Source organism: Paraburkholderia sp. 35.1, from assembly GCF_050436525.1.
Classification (GTDB): domain Bacteria; phylum Pseudomonadota; class Gammaproteobacteria; order Burkholderiales; family Burkholderiaceae; genus Paraburkholderia; species Paraburkholderia tuberum.
Genome location: NZ_JBNDMJ010000002.1, coordinates 2,834,615 through 2,849,158, shown reverse-complemented (window position 1 = coordinate 2,849,158; position 14,544 = coordinate 2,834,615). Strand labels below are relative to the sequence as shown.

The window sequence follows — 14,544 nt, the reverse complement described above, 5'->3', positions numbered from 1 at the left end:
CCCGATCAATCCCCGGACGCCGCCTCGCCGCCATCGCGAGGCGCGCGACCGATACGTTTGAGCACGGCCTCACGCAACTGCTCGATCACCGTGTAGAAGATCGGCACGAATCCGAGGCTGAGCAGGGTGGCGGCGAGCATGCCGCCTACCACCGTCGTCCCGATCGAGCGGCGGCTCGCGGCGCCCGCGCCGGAGGCGATCATCAATGGGACGGCGCCAAAGATGAACGCGAACGCGGTCATGAGGATCGGGCGCAGACGCAGGCGGGCCGCCTCGGTCACCGCCGCGACGATATCGAGGCCGGCTTCGCGGCGCCGCTTGGCAAATTCGACGATCAGGATCGCGTTCTTCGCCGCCAGCCCGATCAGCAGGACGAAACCAATCTGCGCATAGATGTCGACCTGCATGTGGCGCAGCCATAGCAGCCCCAGCGCGCCGAACAGGGCTAGCGGCACCGTGAGGATGATGGTGAACGGCAACGTCCAGCTCTCGTATTGCGCGGCGAGGAACAGGAACACGAAGGACAGCGCGAGCGCGAAGACCAGGCCCGCGACCGAGCCGGCCTGCAGCTCCTGATAGGTAATGCCCGTCCAGTCATAGCCGAAATCCGCCGGCAAAACGCGCGCCGCGCGCTCCATCGCCGCGATCGCCTGGCCCGAACTGTAGCCCGGCGCCGCACTGCCGGTGATCTCCGCGGCACCGTAGAGGTTGTAATGAGGCACCGTGTCCGGCCCCACCGTCGGTTCGAGCCGGCCGAGCGTGCCCAGCGGCACCATGCTTCCCGCGGCGTTGCGCACGTAGAGCCGCGACAGGTCGCTGCGGTTCCCGCGGGCGTTGTCGTCGGCCTCGAGCAAAACCTCGAAGGTGCGGCCGAACAGCGTCACATTGTTCACGTACAGCGAGCCGAGATAGATCTGCATCGTATTGAACACATCGCTCAGGTTGAGCCCGAGCAGCTTCGCCTTCACGCGATCGAGATTGAAATCGTATTGCGGCGTCGACGTGTTGTAGCTGGTGAGCAGGGTGCGCCGTTCGAGTTCAGACTGTTGCCGCGCCTGGGCGAGAAAGGCTTGGGTCGCCTCGCCGAGTGCGGCACTGCCCCGGCCGCTCAGGTCCTCGATTTCGAAATCGAAGCCGCCGAAGGTGCCGAGGCCGGCAATAGTCGGTGGAATCAGTGCAAGCGCCACCGCCTCCGGAATCTGATTGAGCTTCGGCTGTACCGTGGCGATGAGGTTGGCGACGCTCTGCTTCGCACCTCGCTCGTCCCACGGCTTGAGGATCACAAACTGGGCCGCACTGTTCGACGTCGTGCTGCGAGTGATGAAATTCAGACCGCTGATGGACAGCACGTTCGCCACGCCGGGCGTCGCCCTCAGGATCGCGCGGGTCTTCTCCATTACGGCCTCGGTGCGTTGCAGCGAAGCGCCATACGGGAGTCGCGTAATCACATAGAAATAGCCGGGATCTTCAACCGGCAAAAAGGCGGAAGGGATCGTCGAATGGAGCAGCCAGGTCACACCCAGGCCACACGCGAAGACCGCCAGCGCGAGCCAGCGCAGCCGGATCAAGCCGCGCAGCGAATTCGCGTAGTGGCTGCGCGCCCAGTTAAAGCCTTGATTGAACTTGCGAAACAGGATGAAGCGTGGCGGCCTGTCCCGTCGCAACAGCAACGCGCAGAGCGCCGGACTGAGCGTCAGGGAATTGAACGCCGAGAGCGCCACCGAAATGGCGATGGTCAACGCAAACTGATTGTAGAGGCGGCCCGTCACGCCCGGCAGGAAGGCGATCGGCACGAACACGGCGCCGAGCACTGCCGAGGTGGCAACGATCGGCCCCGTCACTTCCCGCATCGCCGCCTTGGCCGCAGCCATGGGCGTCAGCCCGCTCTCGAGTTGGCGTTCGACATTCTCGACCACGACGATCGCATCGTCGACGACGAGGCCGATAGCGAGGACCATGCCGAGCAGGCTGACCGTGTTCAGCGAAAAGCCGAGCACCAGCATGATCGCGAGGGTACCGATGAGCGCCACTGGAATGGCGATCATCGGAATGAACGTGGTCCGCCAGCTCTGCAGGAACAGGAACACGACGCCCAGCACCAGCAGCAGCGCAAAGCTAAGCGTCTTCATCACCTCGACCATCGAAGCGGACACGAACATGGTGGTGTCGTAGGTGATGCCCCACGCCATCCCTTTCGGGAAGCGCTTTGCAAGCGTCTGCATCGTGGCCTTGACACGCTGGTCGAGGTCGAGCGCATTGGCGCTCGGCAACTGGAAGACGGCGAGCAGCGCCGCCGGGTGTTCGTTCACGGAGGCGCTAGAGGTGTACTGAAGTGCGCCCAGATCGATGCGCGCCACGTCGCGCAGATACACAGTTGCGTCGCTCGCCGTGCCGGCGCGCAGCACGATATTGCCGAATTGCTGCGCGTCCGCCAACTGGCCGTGGGTGTTGATCTGGTATTGAAACGTCGTGCCCGCCGGCGCCGGCGCCTCGCCGAACTTGCCTGCGGCGACCTGCACATTCTGCTCGGCGATCGCTTGCTGGACATCGCTGGCTGTCATGCCGAGCGCGGCGAGCTTGTTGGGGTCGAGCCAGATGCGCATCGAGTAGCGGCGTTCGCCGAAGATCGTGACATCGCTCACGCCGGGCAGGCGCTTGAGCGAGTCGACGAGCTGGATATAAGCGTAGTTGCTGAGGGTGACAGGATCGATCGAGCCGTCTGGCGAATAGAGATTCACCGCCAGAACAAAGTTCGGGTTCTGCTTCTGGATGGTGATGCCGGCCTGATTGACGATGCTGGGAAGCTGCGCCGTCGCCTGCGAGATGCGGTTCTGCACGTCGACCGCGCCGATGTCGATGTTGTAGCCGACGTTGAACGTGACGGTGATCGTGGACGTGCCATCGTTGGCACTCACCGACGACAGGTAGCTCATACCCGGCACGCCGTTGATCTGCTCTTCGAGCGGCGCGGTGACGGTGTCCGCCACGACCTGCGCGCTCGCACCCGTATAGGTCGACTTGACCAGAACCTGTGGCGGCGTGATCTGCGGAAACCGCTCCACCGGCAGGTTGAACCAGGCAATGAGCCCCGCGAGCACCATGATGATGGCGATCGACGATGCGAAGATCGGACGCTCGATAAAGAAATCGACCATTGACCTCGCCCCGAGTCCCAGGTAGCTTGACGGAAACGCGCCGGTATAGTTTCCGCCGTCGGTAGACATTGTCAATAGGCCTGGATCGTGACGCGCGAAACACAGACTCAACCTATCCGATCAGGCGGGCGTCCTACGCTGCGAGAGTCCGAAATTCGTCTGCAGCGCCTGCTCGATGTTGCGCAGCGCCATTTTCTTGCCGCTGGATATCGCGAGACCAGCCTTGAAGGCATCGCGCGAGAGGCGGGTATTGCAAAAAAAACGCTGTACGATCGATTCGGCAGCAAGGCGGGCCTGTTCAGCGCAATCGTCGAGACGCTGCGTCGTTCATGGATCACGCAGCTCGGCGATATCGTGCTCGATGCGCGCCGTCCGGAGCACGTCCTCGAGAAGGTCGCGCTCCATCTGCTGGATGTGTGCACGCGGCCTGACATGATCGCATTGCATCGCCTGCTTCTGACCGAGGCCTATCGTTTTCCCGAACTCATCAGCGGGTATTACAACAAGGCGGGTGGACTACGCGGCATGGAGCCGCTTTCGGACTATCTTCGTTCGGCAGTCGCCGATGGCGCATTGCAACTCGATGACGTTGCGCTGGCTACCGAGCAGTTTCTACACCTGGTACTCGGCGGGGTCCGCGCGCGGCTGCTGCTTGGCGCCACCAGGAGGCGCCCCGGCGCATCGGAGCGCAACAGAATCGCGCGTCAGGCGGTCCGCATCTTCCTCGCTGGATGCAAGGTGCTTTGAGCGAGCGCGTTCCGGTCTTCGTCCGATTCTGCCCGGCCGATATTCGCCTGGAGCGGACGCGGCCGGCGGGATGCCGGCCCAATTCCCGTCTGCTTCCGGGGCCGCGCAACCAGCCACCCGCTGCTGCATTGCGACAATCGGGCGTTCGTATTCCTGGTTGCCGTGCCGCGTGTGGTTGAGGCGGCGAGGAATTGGCCCCCTGTACGTGTTTCCCTTGCCTAAACTCAAGTTGGTACGCGCCGAACTCTGACGGCACGAGCGCGGTAGCGCTCGCGCGCGAACTCCGGCACGTATTTGAAATCTGAAAGAACATGGGGGGCGGACATGACGACGGCTGTCAGCTTTCATATCGGCTATACGCAATACCTTGGCCCCGATGGCGAGCCTGTCCAGTCATTGCCAGCCTTCGCACGTGACCCGGCGGCGCTGATTGCGCTCTATCGCGCGATGGTGCTGACACGGGCGTTCGACACGAAGGCGGTCGCGCTGCAGCGTACCGGCAAGCTCGGCACCTTTGCGTCGTCGGTCGGCCAGGAGGCGATCGGTGTCGGTGTCGCCAGCGCGATGCAGTCCGACGACGTGCTGTTCCCTTCGTATCGCGATCACGCTGCGCAATTGCTGCGCGGCGTCACGATGACGGAAAGTCTCCTGTATTGGGGCGGCGACGAGCGCGGCAGCGATTTCAGCGTGCCCCGTAACGATTTTCCGAACTGTGTGCCGATCGGCACACAGGTGTGCCATGCGGCCGGCGCAGCCTACGCGTTCCTGCTGCGTCACGAGCCGCGCGTTGCGGTGGCGATCTTCGGCGACGGCGGCACATCCAAGGGCGATTTCTACGAGGCGATGAACATGGCCGGTGTCTGGCAGGCGCCGCTTGTGCTCGTCGTCAATAACAACCAGTGGGCGATTTCGGTACCACGCAGCCACCAGAGCGCTGCGCAAACGCTCGCGCAAAAAGCGATCGCTGCAGGAATAGAGGGGCTGCAGGTCGACGGCAACGACGTGATCGCCGTGCATCAGGTTGTCCACGCGGCGCTCGCCAAGGCTCGCCGCGGCGATGGCCCGACGCTGATCGAGGCGCTCAGCTATCGCCTTGGTGATCACACGACGGCCGATGACGCGACGCGCTATCGCGACGCCGAGGTCATCGGCAAGCAATGGGAATACGAACCGCTGCTTCGTTTGCGCACCTACCTGATGCACGTGAACGTCTGGACCAAGGCGCAGGACGAGGAACTCGGTAAGGCGTGCCGTGCGCAGGTCGAGCAGGCCGTCGACGCGTACCTGGCGATACCGCCTGCGGGCCCATCCGCGATGTTCGATCACCTGTATGAGGCGTTGCCCCCAGCGATGCGTGAGCAACTGGCGATGGCGCAACGTTTCGCGCCGGCTAAGGGGAACGGCGATGGCTGACCTCAACATGGTCGAGGCCCTCAATCAGGCGCTCGCGTATGAACTGGCGCACGACCCTGCCGTCGTGCTGCTCGGAGAGGACATTGGCGTGAACGGCGGCGTATTTCGCGCGACCGTCGGGTTGCAGACGCGCTTTGGCGCTCAGCGGGTGATCGACACGCCGCTGGCCGAAACCGCCCTCGCCGGCTGCGCGATCGGCATGGCGGCGATGGGCGTTAAGCCCGTCGTGGAGATCCAGTTCGCCGGATTTGTCTATCCGACCATCGATCACATCCTGAATCATGCGTCGCGTCTGCGGCATCGAACGCGCGGACGACTGACGTGTCCGCTGGTGATCCGTGCGCCATGCGGCGCGGGCATTCACGCACCAGAGCACCATTCCGAAAGCCCTGAAGCGCTGTTCACCCACATACCCGGGCTGCGCGTCGTGACGCCGTCGTCGCCAGCACGCGCGTACGGCTTGCTGCTGGCGGCGATCCGGGACCCGGACCCGGTGATCTTCTTCGAGCCGACGCGGCTGTACCGGCTCTTCAGGCAGCCGGTGGAGGATGACGGCGAAGCGCTGCCACTCGACAGTTGCTTTACGTTGCGCGATGGGGCAGACGTCACACTGGTGAGTTGGGGCGGGGCGTTGCAAGACGTGCAGGCCGCGGCCGATCTGCTCGCGCAGGAAGGCGTAATGGCCGAGGTGATCGACGTGGCGACGCTCAAGCCGCTCGACATGAACACCGTTCTCGCGTCGGTGGCGAAAACCGGACGCTGCGTGATCGTGCACGAGGGCTCGCATGCCGGAGGGGTCGGCGCGGAGATCGCCGCCAACATCGCCGAGCGCGGACTGTACTCGCTGCTCGCACCGGTGCAGCGCGTCACCGGTTATGACGTGGTGGTGCCGCTGTACAGACTCGAGAATCAATACATGCCAGGCACTGAGCGCATCGTTGGCGCGGTCAGGCAGGCGCTGGAAGCGTAGGGATGCCATGAAAATCTTCAAACTGCCTGATCTCGGCGAAGGTTTGCAGGAAGCGGAGATCGTCGAGTGGCACGTCAGGAGCGGCGAAGACATTCGCGCGGATCAACGGCTGTTGTCGGTGGAAACGGCGAAGGCGATCGTCGATATTCCGTCGCCTCAATCCGGCCGAGTCGCGAAGCTGTTCGGCCAGCCCGGCGATATCGTGCATCTGGGGGCGCCGCTCGTCGCATTCGAAGGAGCGGCCGACGAAGCCGATGCCGGTACCGTGGTCGGTCATATGGAGGTCGGCCAGCATGTGGTGCACGAAGCGCCGGCGGCGCTCGGCGGCAGCCCCGGCACGGGTGTCGGCACAATCAAGGCGATCCCGGCGGTGCGGGCGCTCGCGCGCAAGCTTGATGTCGATCTTGCGATGGTGACACCGTCGGGGGCGGAGGGTGTCATCACGGCGGCTGACGTGCAGCGCGTCGCGAAGATACTCGCTCAGCTCGGTCCGCCCGAAGTGCTGCGCGGCGTGCGGCGCGCGATGGCGCAGAACATGGCGCGCGCGCAGAGCGAAGTGGCGGCCGCGACCGTCATCGACGACGCCGACATTCACGAGTGGCCGCCACATACCGATGTGACGATCCGCCTGATCCGTGCGCTGGTAGCAGGATGCAGCGCCGAACCCGGGCTCAACGCATGGTTCGACGGACATGCGGGACGGCGCCACGTACTGGAAAAGATCGACCTCGGCATCGCCGTCGATCTACCGGATGGCCTCTTTGTACCGGTATTGCGCGACGTTGCGCACCGCCACGCAGCGGATCTGCGTGGCGGCCTCGACCGGATGCGTGTCGACATCCGGGCACGCAAGATTCCACCGGAGGAACTGCGCGGCAATACGATCACGTTGTCGAACTTCGGCATGATCGCCGGCAAATACGCAGCTCCCGTGGTCGTGCCGCCCACTGTCGCGATCCTCGGAGCGGGGCGCATTCACGAGCAGGTCGTGGCGGTAAGTGGCGTTCCGGCCGTGCATCGGATCTTGCCGCTTAGTCTGACGTTCGACCATCGGGTCGTCACGGGCGGCGAAGCAGCACGGTTTCTCGCCGCGGCGATCGTGGATCTGCAGATGGCGCAGTAGCTGTGACTGCGCGAATTCAAAAATTCAGAAGGTGTATGCGTTGTGTCCAGCTTGGGACGTTCGCAGATTTAGGCACAGCGAAATCGTATGCCAATCCGTAAATCGATCGAGGCGTGCCGGTTCGCAGCTTCGTGCAGCGCACCCGGTCTTTGGATCGCTTCGTCTGCAAAACGGCCCCGCCCCGTGGAACAGTTACAAGATAAGTATTGACGCTGGTACCACTTGGCGGTTAAGGTGCCGCATGAAGTTCAAGAAGTTCGATTGCTGTTCATCAATTGCTCGCTCCTCAGCGGTATTCGTTGTCCTCTCCCTCCTTGACGCTTCATACGCTCTTCAACGGAGCACATTTTCCCGTTTTTTCTCAAGGATTCTTCATGGATACCGGTACTGTTAAGTGGTTCAACGATAGCAAAGGTTTTGGCTTCATCACCCCGGACAAGGGCGGTGATGACCTTTTCGCTCACTTCTCCGAAATCAGCGGCGACGGCTTCAAGACGCTGGCTGAAAATCAGAAGGTGAGCTTCGAAACGAAGCAAGGCCCGAAGGGTCTGCAGGCAGCTAACATCAAGCCGCTGTAAAGTTTGAAGAGCCCGGCGTTCCGCGACGGACGCCGGGTTGCAGGCACATCCTTACGGAGCGTTGTTTCCTGAAGTGGCGCGTTCGCTCCTGGCTGCATCGGTTTCGCCGGCAGCTTGCCAAGCGCCATACGTCTCATTGCGCTCATTTTCCCCTCTGGCATTAGCGCCACGTCTTCGCTTTCCGAGTGCTTCAGATTCGGCCTGAGATGCCTTTGAATCGGCGTACCTGTGCACATTTCGCAAGGCACGCGCGCACTCGACATTATTAAAACTAAAATGCAGAACAAACAAACTCAACAATACAACGGCTATGCCGTCCAGCCCTCGGCGCATCGTTTGCCCGACGGCAGTTTTTCCTCCAACCTGCTGCTAGAACGCGCCGATAGCGGGCGCGCGGACGGCCGCTACCAGTTCTATTCGCTCGATTACTTCACGAGTGAGGAGCAGGCGTTGCAGCACTCGACACGCTGGGCACGCAACTGGGTCGACACGCGCGGTTAACGGCGACGCCCCAGATCTGCACGCTCAACGCATCTCAGGCATCAGGACGCATGCGATAAGGCGCGCGCAAACATCACGCGCGATCGATTGGTTACCTTTCGGTTTGAGCCGCGCTCAGTGCGAACTTCTGGATTTTCTCTATCGACGTCTTCGGCATTCTACGCACGGCATGGAAGTCGACGACGCTCTTGAGCTTTCAGAATGGGTCGAAGTGTGAACGCAGGCGCGGGCGGACGGCAATCACCCATCGGTCACTATGCGGCCGAGATGGAATGGACATGGCTTCCCTTCGGGCATGACGGTATCTACTTCGTGGTCGACGCCTGAGGAGGCGATGACCGGAACTGGCAGCAATGCGGTCGCACTGGCATAGCCTGCCGAGCATGTGGCGACTGACGATCAGAAGGTCAACTTCTTTATCACATACATTGTTGATGGCGTGCCGCTGGCGCGCGCGAACACGGGTACCTTCCGCATAGACTCGGGTTCTGGCTCTAGCGCTTAGGGGGATTCCAGGATGGCGCGATCAAAGCCGTCAGTATCAATCAGCATTTCGGCGTAGGCCACCGACGCGCGCCTTGCGTCGCCGGCATTCACGAAGGGCCTCTTGCCGGGCACACGGAATAAGCGGCTTCGCGGGTTGTCCGTCATGGAATCCGGGTCGCTGATGCGAATCGACGCATCGAATCCTTCCTCGTAATTGTGACCATATCCTGGTTGAGTCGTGCGATGCGGATACACGAGTAGGGAAATATCGAGGCCGCGATAATGGCGAATGGTTGTCATCAGGTCACTCCTTTTGGCCGCAGCAAGCAGCACGTTTTTGATCGTTGTGCAGGTTTGGCCGAAGGAGATACGCCCCCGAGCCACACCGACGAGGCGACCGGAACGAAGTTTCCTGGCTAGCTGTCCGGTACGCGGATACCCGAGCTTCGTGCTTAACATCCGCAAGCGTTTCCTCACCCGGCATTCCGCTCACGTTTGTCCGATCGGGCACCACACTGTCCCGAAGTCACGAAGTGGGTCGCTCCCGTATCCTTGGCCAGCCTCATCGCGCGTGGCAAGCAGACGCTGTTGATCGTGGTGTTCTTGGAGGGTTTGCAACGTAAGCGCAGAGGTGGAACCAGGCAGACAGCCGTCGCCGGCCATCTAAGCCAACGCTATGACAATCCGGGCAGTGCCCCGCTTTGCCGACCCCACGTTTCAAGGTACGCGCGACAGTACTATCGGTCAATACAATTCTGGTAACAGTCTCTGCGTCTGCGCCGCCCGATGTAACCCGTTCCAGCGTATAGTGAGCCATACCCTGTGGAGTGACCATCATGTCGACACACCCGATTCTTCTCTACAAGGGGTACGAACTTCATCCCCTTGTCTTTCCCCGCACATTCAGTCGCTTTGACGGACATTCCCGTTACGCGGAAGGTTACGAAATTGCAGTACGGATATGTCGTCCGGCGGCGACAGCAATTCCCTCCGCAAGCCGGGTCTTCAGGCTGAACCAAACGCATACATTCTCTGACTTCGGTACGGCAAGGCGAGCCGCCCGGCAGCAGGGAAAGGACATCGTCGACGGAAAGGTGAGCGGCGCTTCGGTCATCGACATATGAAAACGCCGCTGACGGACAGCATCCATCGATGTGCTCGATCGTGCGACGAATTGCTGTCTGCCTGATGGCCGATCTGATCGCCGCTCGCACATAAAAGGCGGCTGCCGCAATAGCGGGACAGGGCTGCGATCGACGTGCTGCTCGGGACGCTCGCCGGCGATCATCCTCCCGAACGATTCGCGATTTTGCCTTCCCCGAAGATTCGATGTGGCCGGCTGCAAAAACGTACCGCAGACCTGCAAGTCGAGCAGCAATTGGCGTCGCTGGCTCACGCCGTCTCGTCGCCCAATCGGGCCACGCGTTTCCAACTGTTCCGCGACGAACACGTACCCCCGAAATGAAGCCGGTCCGGATAGCCGTTGCGTGTCACGCTCGGCAATCGGGTGGTTGCGGGTGCGTCCGCGTCGAGCCAGAGGCGCAAACACCGCATCGGTCTCCTCGCAGGCGGTCGGGTAACGCTGGAACTCCTTATTACCTGACGAAAGGGTGAATCGATTTCCGCCAAAAAGGGCGGACGGGGCTGCAATGCAGTTTCGCGCGCTTCGTTTCGCCGTGGTTGAATTGTTGACGTCGAGACTGCTTGCCGCGCATGTCGGAGGCGCACTCTGCGTCGCCACATGATGAACCGGAGAAGAAAGGCAGTCCGATGTGGATCTTCGGATCGCCGCCGCCTACCGGCGCTGCGGTACGTAAGTGCCGGGTTGACTTGCATGTTCCCTGTGCGTCTCTGACGGCGCCTGGAGCACGGGTTTTTCTGTACAAATCCATCAATGGGCGTAGCATGAAATGGTCACTCGACCTGCGACCGGTCCTCGCGTCGCCAAGCTGCTTACCCGACGGAACCGGAGATCCGCTTTCACCCAAAACCGAAACGTGGCCGACCTCCTGAACGGCAGCGGACGCAGTGGCCGCGTCGCTACGCTTCGTCTTTTCCGCTACACAATGAGACGGCCTCAAAGGTACCGATCACAACCGGTTCCCCGTCTCTACCGCGGGCTCGAACTTCATCCGCTGGTGGTTGACTCATAGCCGTTGCAATCATTGGAGTGTGGTATGGAAAGAAACGACCTGCTGAAATGGATTCGGTGCGATGGTGCTGACATCGTCGATCGGTTTCTGCCGCCCGGCGCGCAGGGCGAACTGGATGGTCTCATCCATGACCGCCGTCACGAGATCGATGCGGGCGCGTTTCTGATGTTCATGTCGATTCGTGCGCTTCTATGCGAACGCGGCATGGAAAGCTGCGATTCGGATCGCGAGGCCGGACAAATCATGGCCATGCTGAGCACCTAGGTCGCGCTTTTCGACGCCCCTCTGCGACAGTCGCAATCGAGCGATAACCCCAAAGGAATACCATGCGCTTCAATTCCACCCTGATCGTTATCGACCCGACCCCCCGGCGGGCCGACGGCGAGTACATGGCCCACGCACGGATCAGCGGCAGCCGTGCCGACGGCACCGGGTACGAGATTCATTCGAGTGGCGATCTGGCAGGCTTCGACGCACGCGAGGACGCGATAGCCTATGCGAAGAACTGGGCGCAAGACTGGCTGCACGCGCGCTTCGGGTGACAGACGTCGCACCTACGGAAGCAACGAGAGAGGGATTGGCGTGCAGGCCGGCCATTCGCGATCAGAGGAAGATGCAGCGGGATGTTGGTCACGCGTTTCGATCCAATCGCTTGCCCATCGGTTCTGGTAAACCGGTGCCTCCGCTTGACGGCCACAGTACCCGAGAGAGTAGAACTCGAAAAGCAGGGGGCCGTACGGACATCGGACCACCTAAGCGGTCTAAAGAGAAAGAGCCGTCGGAGACTGCGTGGGCCACATTGTCGGGCGAGCACCCTTTGCGCGACATCGACCGAATCAGTTTCGCCTCGTGCATACATGAGAGCCACCCCGGCCAGCAACGTCTTCTCCCGGTTGGTCAGGAGTTGCAGGTTGACGCCCAGGTCTCTTTTAGCAATTGATTGGTCTTCTCCAGGATGTCGTGTTCAAGCTGCAATCGGCGGATATCGCGTCGAAGCGATTCGACCTGCCGCTCCAGTTCTCCCCGCTCAGGGGCGTGCGGCGAATCGTTGTGGCGTTTCATGAAAGGCCGGACAGGAACGCTCACCACTGTCCAGAAAATCCAGGCGGTTCATTACAAGTACATGGACTACCTCCAGGTAGTCCAAGACGGTGTAAACCCGATGGATCCCGCGACGAACTGACGCGTAATATCGGTTCGGCTAAAAATCTCCTCAATTTCTTCGCCGGAGTAGGCATGCGACTGTCCGATTTTATCGTGCAGGAAATGGAGCCCATTCTGGCGCAGTGGGAGGCGTTTGCCGCCACGCTGCTGCCAGCCGCTGGCAACATGGGCACCCTCGCGTTGCGCGACCACGCGCAGCAGATTCTGGAAGCAGTAGCGAGGGATTTGCAGACTTCGCAGACCAGGGAAGCGCAGCACGAAAAATCCTTGGGGAGGGCACCCCGGCTGACGGATGCGCCGGAGACAGCTGCGCAATCCCATGCGGTCCTGCGCGCTCGAGGCGGTTTCAACATCAACCAGCTGGCCGCGGAATACCGCGCTTTGCGTGCAAGCGTGCTGCGTTTGTGGATGGATGAGTGTCAGCCCGATGCGCCTCATCTGGATGACATCATCCGCTTCAACGAGGCCATCGATCAGGCGCTGGCCGAATCACTCGGTTTTTTCAGCACACAAGTCGAGCAGGCTCGCAATCTGTTGCTCGGGATGCTCGGACACGACATGCGGAGCCCGCTGCAGACGATCCAGGTGACAGCTTCATATCTGTCCGCGCTCAATGCGGGGCAGCGCGTTTCAGAAGCTGCAGCCCGTCTGGTGCGCAGCGGCGCCCGGATGCAGGCACTTCTGGATGATCTGTGCGATTTCAACCGAACAAGGCTCGGGCTAGGTATTAACGTCATACCTGCTCCCGTTGATCTGACGAACGTGTTCACCGATGAGCTGGACCAGTTGCGCGCAGTCCATCCAGACCGGCAGATCGAGCTCGAGGTGCACGGTGACGTTCAGGGTGTCTGGGACGGTCCGCGTCTGCAGCAACTGCTCGGCAATCTCGTTCTGAATGCGCTCAGATATGGCGCGCGAGACGCGCCCGTGCGCGTCGTGGTGACTGGCGAGGAGGCCGAGGTGCGCTTCGAAGTCTGCAATAGCGGACCAGCCATCGAGGGACTGTTGCTGGAGCGCATCTTTGATCCGCTTCAGCGAGGTCCAGAGCGAAAAATCAACGAGGACGCGCAAGGCAGCCTTGGGCTCGGGCTGTATATCGCGAGCGAAATCGCCAAGGCGCATCACGGCGCGATCGAGGCGCGGTCGGATAAAGAAGAGACCGCATTCGCCGTACGTCTGCCGCGCCGGGCGTAGCAGGCGAGCCAGGCTTGGTAACGGGCATGCCACGAATTATGTGGGGATCTGCTGGTGGTTTTACACCTGCCGAGACGCGCCTGTTCCATCGCCGGTCCTCACAGACCGACCACGACTGCATGAAGCAAATCCGCAGCATCGTGGCAACAGGAAGGGCAGGATGGAGTTGCGCGGACGAACTCCGGCTCACGGCATTCGGCCTGGAAGTGCCCGACCGCGCAGCAAGGATCGCAACGGCTGAAGCGGGAAGAACCAAGGTGACAGTCGCCGCCATGGGGGTCTCGCGTCGCCATCATTGTTTCATCGCGCCAGTTGCGTTCGAGTTTGACGCGCCTTGAGGCGACATCGCCTGCTCACGCTTCTGCATCAATGTGCCACTGGCGGGCTTGCTGTTGCCGGCGTCCGCAGCACGGCCCATGCTCTGGCCAGCGGCACCCGGCTGCGCGTTTTGAGTATCGCTGTGTGCTGGCGCAGCGTTGCCGGTGTTGGTCTGCGCAAATGCGCAAGTGCTAGCGATGATGGAAATTGCGCTGATTCCTGCCATTATCAACTTCACGATCGTCTCCGGTTCGGGAACTGCTTTCGCATCTCTGACCCGCGTGCAGCATGAGGCATGCCCGGAGGAAGTGGCGAACAATAAGCGAGCGCTGTTGCCGCCCGCGCATAGGTCAGGCGCGCTGCAATGAACCTGTCGACGGCGTCAAGCAACGCCGCTATCGAGGCCGGCTTTCGCAGGAACGCTGTCCAGCAGCGAATCTCTTCCGTCGGTTCCGGCATAGCCGACTGCAGCACCACCGGTAAGCCGGAAAACACCGCCTGACACTTCAGACGCCGACAAAGCTCCTTGCGGTCCATTTCCGGCATCTCCAAATCGGTGATAACGAGTTCCGGAAAATCCGTGTGGGCCTTCTGCAGTGCGTCCCATCCGTTCTCCGCGAGCACAACACGGTGTCTGCGACTCTCCAACGCCAGCTGCAGCGCGCATCGGTTTGGTGGAAGGGATGGATATTCACGTCTGCCGGTGAAAAAACGGTCGTTTTTTCTCGAATTAGTGTCGGAT

Annotated in this window: 14 protein-coding genes and 1 pseudogene; 10 read left to right on the top strand and 5 right to left on the bottom strand. The window is 61.5% G+C overall.

Going from position 1 to position 14,544, the window contains the following annotated elements; all coding sequences use genetic code 11:
- Positions 1-5 precede the first annotated feature (5 nt).
- Positions 6-3,155, bottom strand: coding sequence for an efflux RND transporter permease subunit (locus tag OKW27_RS18930; RefSeq protein WP_429334406.1), 3,150 nt, complete (start codon positions 3,153-3,155; stop codon positions 6-8).
- A gap of 87 nt (positions 3,156-3,242) precedes the next feature.
- Between OKW27_RS18930 and OKW27_RS18925 the strand changes: the two genes are divergently transcribed.
- The 6 genes from OKW27_RS18925 to OKW27_RS18900 all read left to right on the top strand — a co-directional run bounded on the left by OKW27_RS18925 (position 3,243) and on the right by OKW27_RS18900 (position 8,487).
- Positions 3,243-3,902, top strand: a complete 660-nt coding sequence (locus OKW27_RS18925) for a TetR/AcrR family transcriptional regulator (RefSeq protein ID WP_429334405.1) — start codon at positions 3,243-3,245, stop codon at positions 3,900-3,902.
- 324 nt (positions 3,903-4,226) lie between these two features.
- Positions 4,227-5,315, top strand: coding sequence for a pyruvate dehydrogenase (acetyl-transferring) E1 component subunit alpha (gene pdhA / locus OKW27_RS18920; protein ID WP_429334404.1), 1,089 nt, complete (start codon positions 4,227-4,229; stop codon positions 5,313-5,315).
- Positions 5,308-6,285, top strand: coding sequence for an alpha-ketoacid dehydrogenase subunit beta (locus tag OKW27_RS18915; RefSeq protein WP_429334403.1), 978 nt, complete (start codon positions 5,308-5,310; stop codon positions 6,283-6,285). The genes pdhA and OKW27_RS18915 overlap by 8 nt, the downstream gene beginning before the upstream one ends.
- Positions 6,286-6,292: 7 nt before the next feature.
- The gene (locus tag OKW27_RS18910; protein WP_429334402.1) at positions 6,293-7,408 is read left to right on the top strand and encodes a dihydrolipoamide acetyltransferase family protein; all 1,116 of its coding nucleotides are present in this window, start codon (positions 6,293-6,295) and stop codon (positions 7,406-7,408) included.
- Positions 7,409-7,782: 374 nt separating this feature from the next.
- Positions 7,783-7,986: a cold-shock protein gene (locus OKW27_RS18905; protein WP_012428559.1), complete on the top strand. Its 204-nt coding sequence runs from the start codon at positions 7,783-7,785 to the stop codon at positions 7,984-7,986.
- Between the two features lie 276 nt (positions 7,987-8,262).
- Positions 8,263-8,487 carry a hypothetical protein gene (locus tag OKW27_RS18900; protein ID WP_184061902.1) on the top strand — a complete coding sequence of 75 codons (225 nt, stop codon included), beginning with the start codon at positions 8,263-8,265 and terminating at the stop codon, positions 8,485-8,487.
- A 501-nt stretch (positions 8,488-8,988) separates the two neighbouring features.
- On the opposite strand, the gene OKW27_RS18895 is transcribed toward OKW27_RS18900, so the two are convergent.
- On the bottom strand, positions 8,989-9,273 hold the full coding sequence (locus OKW27_RS18895; RefSeq protein WP_090810391.1) for a hypothetical protein: 285 nt from the start codon (positions 9,271-9,273) through the stop codon (positions 8,989-8,991).
- A gap of 536 nt (positions 9,274-9,809) precedes the next feature.
- Between OKW27_RS18895 and OKW27_RS18890 the strand changes: the two genes are divergently transcribed.
- The 3 genes from OKW27_RS18890 (at position 9,810) to OKW27_RS18880 (ending at position 11,668) form a co-directional block, all read left to right on the top strand.
- A complete protein-coding gene (locus OKW27_RS18890) occupies positions 9,810-10,097 on the top strand; it encodes a hypothetical protein (protein WP_090810393.1) in 288 nt (95 codons plus the stop codon).
- Positions 10,098-11,150: 1,053 nt separating this feature from the next.
- A complete protein-coding gene (locus OKW27_RS18885) occupies positions 11,151-11,390 on the top strand; it encodes a hypothetical protein (RefSeq protein ID WP_429334401.1) in 240 nt (79 codons plus the stop codon).
- A gap of 62 nt (positions 11,391-11,452) precedes the next feature.
- Entirely contained in the window at positions 11,453-11,668 is a 216-nt protein-coding gene (locus OKW27_RS18880; RefSeq protein WP_018424494.1) for a hypothetical protein, read from the top strand.
- Positions 11,669-12,000: 332 nt separating this feature from the next.
- Here OKW27_RS18880 and OKW27_RS18875 read toward each other — a convergent pair.
- Positions 12,001-12,188, bottom strand: a pseudogene (locus OKW27_RS18875) (IS3 family transposase); the annotation flags it as partial.
- 174 nt (positions 12,189-12,362) lie between these two features.
- Here OKW27_RS18875 and OKW27_RS18870 point away from each other — a divergent pair.
- Positions 12,363-13,484 (top strand): sensor histidine kinase, encoded by a 1,122-nt coding sequence (locus OKW27_RS18870; RefSeq protein WP_429334400.1) that lies wholly within the window; start codon positions 12,363-12,365, stop codon positions 13,482-13,484.
- A 292-nt stretch (positions 13,485-13,776) separates the two neighbouring features.
- On the opposite strand, the gene OKW27_RS18865 is transcribed toward OKW27_RS18870, so the two are convergent.
- Together OKW27_RS18865 and OKW27_RS18860 are read right to left on the bottom strand one after the other, a co-directional pair.
- Positions 13,777-14,040, bottom strand: a complete 264-nt coding sequence (locus tag OKW27_RS18865) for a hypothetical protein (RefSeq protein WP_429334399.1) — start codon at positions 14,038-14,040, stop codon at positions 13,777-13,779.
- A complete protein-coding gene (locus tag OKW27_RS18860; protein WP_429334398.1) occupies positions 14,037-14,426 on the bottom strand; it encodes a response regulator in 390 nt (129 codons plus the stop codon). Before OKW27_RS18860 ends, OKW27_RS18865 begins: the two co-directional genes overlap by 4 nt.
- Positions 14,427-14,544: the final 118 nt, after the last annotated feature.

What these genes read in the sequence shown, in the direction of transcription:
- OKW27_RS18930 (WP_429334406.1), bottom strand. Translation starts at nt 3,155, where the DNA reads ATGGTCGATTTCTTTATCGAGCGTCCGATCTTCGCATCGTCGATCGCC.
- pdhA (WP_429334404.1), top strand. Translation starts at nt 4,227, where the DNA reads ATGACGACGGCTGTCAGCTTTCATATCGGCTATACGCAATACCTTGGC.
- OKW27_RS18915 (WP_429334403.1), top strand. Translation starts at nt 5,308, where the DNA reads ATGGCTGACCTCAACATGGTCGAGGCCCTCAATCAGGCGCTCGCGTAT.
- OKW27_RS18910 (WP_429334402.1), top strand. Translation starts at nt 6,293, where the DNA reads ATGAAAATCTTCAAACTGCCTGATCTCGGCGAAGGTTTGCAGGAAGCG.
- OKW27_RS18905 (WP_012428559.1), top strand. Translation starts at nt 7,783, where the DNA reads ATGGATACCGGTACTGTTAAGTGGTTCAACGATAGCAAAGGTTTTGGC.
- OKW27_RS18900 (WP_184061902.1), top strand. Translation starts at nt 8,263, where the DNA reads ATGCAGAACAAACAAACTCAACAATACAACGGCTATGCCGTCCAGCCC.
- OKW27_RS18895 (WP_090810391.1), bottom strand. Translation starts at nt 9,273, where the DNA reads ATGACAACCATTCGCCATTATCGCGGCCTCGATATTTCCCTACTCGTG.
- OKW27_RS18890 (WP_090810393.1), top strand. Translation starts at nt 9,810, where the DNA reads ATGTCGACACACCCGATTCTTCTCTACAAGGGGTACGAACTTCATCCC.
- OKW27_RS18885 (WP_429334401.1), top strand. Translation starts at nt 11,151, where the DNA reads ATGGAAAGAAACGACCTGCTGAAATGGATTCGGTGCGATGGTGCTGAC.
- OKW27_RS18880 (WP_018424494.1), top strand. Translation starts at nt 11,453, where the DNA reads ATGCGCTTCAATTCCACCCTGATCGTTATCGACCCGACCCCCCGGCGG.
- OKW27_RS18870 (WP_429334400.1), top strand. Translation starts at nt 12,363, where the DNA reads ATGCGACTGTCCGATTTTATCGTGCAGGAAATGGAGCCCATTCTGGCG.